This is a genomic window from Streptomyces sp. CO7 (assembly GCF_053474865.1).
Genome location: NZ_JBRIOU010000004.1, coordinates 445,460 through 448,372, shown reverse-complemented (window position 1 = coordinate 448,372; position 2,913 = coordinate 445,460). Strand labels below are relative to the sequence as shown.

At 74.8% G+C, this 2,913-nt stretch carries 3 protein-coding genes; 2 read left to right on the top strand and 1 reads right to left on the bottom strand.

The annotated features are described in order from the left end of the window. Window positions 1-804: 804 nt before the first annotated feature. The gene (locus ACOV8S_RS14830; RefSeq protein ID WP_108954438.1) at window positions 805-1,218 is read left to right on the top strand and encodes an anti-sigma regulatory factor; all 414 of its coding nucleotides are present in this window, start codon (window positions 805-807) and stop codon (window positions 1,216-1,218) included. Then, window positions 1,215-2,411, top strand: coding sequence for an RNA polymerase sigma factor SigF (locus ACOV8S_RS14825; RefSeq protein ID WP_448318288.1), 1,197 nt, complete (start codon window positions 1,215-1,217; stop codon window positions 2,409-2,411). Before ACOV8S_RS14830 ends, ACOV8S_RS14825 begins: the two co-directional genes overlap by 4 nt. Window positions 2,412-2,489: 78 nt before the next feature. On the opposite strand, the gene ACOV8S_RS14820 is transcribed toward ACOV8S_RS14825, so the two are convergent. After that, the coding region (locus ACOV8S_RS14820; RefSeq protein ID WP_448318287.1) for a hypothetical protein at window positions 2,490-2,913 on the bottom strand (424 nt) is incomplete at its 5' end.

Sequence of the window (2,913 nt, the reverse complement as noted above, 5' to 3'; positions counted from 1 at the left end):
CCCTGGCCGAGTTCGTCACCCGACGCACCAGTTGACCGCCGCACCGGTCGAGGGTGCCACCGGTCGAGGGTGCCACCGGTCGACCGCCGCACCGGTCGACCGACGCGGCCCGGCCCGGCGTCCCGCGCCCTCGGGGGAGGGCGGCGAGGGGCGCGGGGCCGGCCGCGTGCGGGGTTCCGCCGGGCGATCTACCCTGGCGGTATGGACAGTGACCGATATGTCTGTCCCTCGTGCGGGCGACCCGTACCGATGGTGGTCCGGCGTCACAAGATGATGGGCACGTTCGTGCCCGTGTGGCGCCCCGGCCGCTGCGAGTCCCAGGGATGCCCCGCCCAGGGACACGCGCCCGACGAGGAGCACCTCAGGGCCCCGGCCGCCGAGGTGCCCCGCGAACGGACACTCCACCACCACCGCCGCGGCCGTCGCTGATCCCGTCGACCGCCCCGCAGGCCGATCCGGTCGACCCGAGCCCGCCACGCCACGCCCCGCCCGGCAGTTCGCCGCGCGGGGCGTCGCACTGCCCGGCACCGCGCCGCGAACGGATCCGCACCCCTTGCGCGTGACGCGGTTGACGCGTGTGACGGATGGGTACGTCAACCCGGCACAGAGTGACGACGTGCGACGACGCACCCTCTGGACACGCTCCGTGAACAGGTGTTCACTGGGAGTGAGTTCGAGCGACCGGGGTCCCGGGGACAGGAATGTCCCGCGCGCGGTAGCGTCACCGCTGAACCATGTATCGCGTTACCCCGGAGGGGCGACTCCCGGGGACCTGAAAACGCTTGTACCACCTTGGAGGTGAGGGTGTCCCAGATCGCAGGCGAGCCCGCGACCCAGGACTTCGTGGAAGTCCGGCTGCCGGCCGCGGGTGCCTACCTGTCGGTGCTGCGGACGGCCACGGCCGGTCTCGCCGCCCGCTTGGACTTCACCCTCGACGAGATCGAGGACCTGCGCATCGCGGTGGACGAGGCCTGCGCGATCCTGCTCCAGCAGGCCGTGCCGGGTTCGGTCCTCAGCTGTGTGTTCCGGCTGGTCGACGATTCGCTCGAGGTCACGGTCTCGGCGCCGACCACGGACGGGAACGCCCCGTCGCGCGACACCTTCGCGTGGACGGTCCTGTCGGCCCTGGCGGGCAAGGTCTCGTCCGCCGTGGACGAGGACCGCACCGTGTCGATCAGCCTCTACAAACAGCGCGGCGCGGGGCCCGGGACGACGTGAGGAACGGGGAGGGGCCGGTGCGGGACGACGAACGCGGCGCCCTCGGGGCCGCGGCCGGAGCGGGCGGACGGGCGGACGGAGCCGACGGGATTCCCGGGCAGGCCCGGCCGCATCCGGACGAGGCGACGGAGCCGAGCGGCGTGCCCGGCAGGCCTCGCACGACGGGGGAGACCGGGCGTCGGGGGGCTCGGGGAAGGGCTACGGGCAGGGCGATGAGCGAGCAGGACCGGGATGCCGGACAGGGCGCGGGCACCGCGCCCCGGGCCGAGCGCGGCCACGAGCCGGCCGCGGACGCGGCGGTCTCCGCCGCGTCCGCCGGGGCGGCGGGCGGCCACGAGACGGCGTCGGACCACGAGCGGCCCGCCGGGCAGTCTCACCACGAGGCCGTCGAGGCGGCCCGTGACCCGGGCCGCCGGCAGACCCGTGAGGAGCGGGTGGCGCAGGACCGCAGCGCCGCGCGGGCGCTGTTCGTCCGGCTGCGCTCGCTGGAGCCCGGCACGCCCGAGTACGGGGAGCTGCGGGACCGCCTGGTGCGCATGCACCTGCCGCTGGTCGAGCACCTGGCCCGCCGGTTCCGCAACCGCGGCGAGCCCCTGGACGACCTGACACAGGTCGCCACCATCGGGCTGATCAAGTCCGTGGACCGCTTCGACCCGGACCGCGGCGTGGAGTTCTCCACCTACGCCACGCCGACCGTGGTCGGCGAGATCAAGCGGCACTTCCGCGACAAGGGCTGGGCGGTGCGGGTGCCGCGGCGCCTGCAGGAGCTGCGCCTGTCGCTGACCACGGCGACCGCCGAGCTCTCCCAGACGCACGGCCGTTCGCCGACGGTCCACGAGCTCGCCGAGCGGCTGGGGATCTCCGAGGAGGAGGTCCTGGAGGGGCTGGAGTCGGCCAACGCCTACTCGACCCTGTCGCTGGACGTGCCCGACACCGACGACGAGTCGCCGGCCGTCGCCGACACGCTGGGCGCGGAGGACGAGGCGCTGGAGGGCGTCGAGTACCGCGAGTCGCTCAAGCCGCTGCTCGAGGACCTGCCGCCGCGCGAGAAGCGCATCCTGCTGCTGCGGTTCTTCGGGAACATGACGCAGTCGCAGATCGCGCAGGAGGTCGGCATCTCCCAGATGCACGTCTCCCGGCTCCTGGCCCGCACCCTCGCCCAGCTCCGGGAGAAGCTCCTCGTCGAGGAGTGATCCGGGAGTGAGCCAGGGGTGAGCCGGGCGTGAGCCGGGCGTGAGCCGAGGAGCGGGCCGGGGGGTGGGAAGCCCGCCCTACTCGCTGCCGGGCCCTCGTACCCCGAGGGCCCGGGCCGTCGTCGGGTGGACCAGCAGGACCAGGCCCACCACGGCGGCGGCGCCGAGCAGGATCCCCGCCCAGATGGCCACGCTGTCCACCTGGAGCAGGCTGTACGCCACCGGGAGGGCCAGCAGCTGGGTGATCACCGCCGGCCCGCGGCTCCAGCTGCGCCGAGCCAGCAGGCCGCGTGCCGCCGTGAGCGGGAGCAGGGCGAGCACCAGCAGCGTCAGCCCTCCGGTGACGCCGGACCGGATGTCGCCGTCGCCCGCCCCGAGGGCGATCATGGCGATGCCTCCGGCCAGCAGGGCGAGTCCCTCGAGCCCGGAGATCGCCGCGGCGGCGGTCAGCCGCCCGGGCCGCGGGCCCTCGGGGTCCTGCGGACCGGCGGGCGGGCCGGCG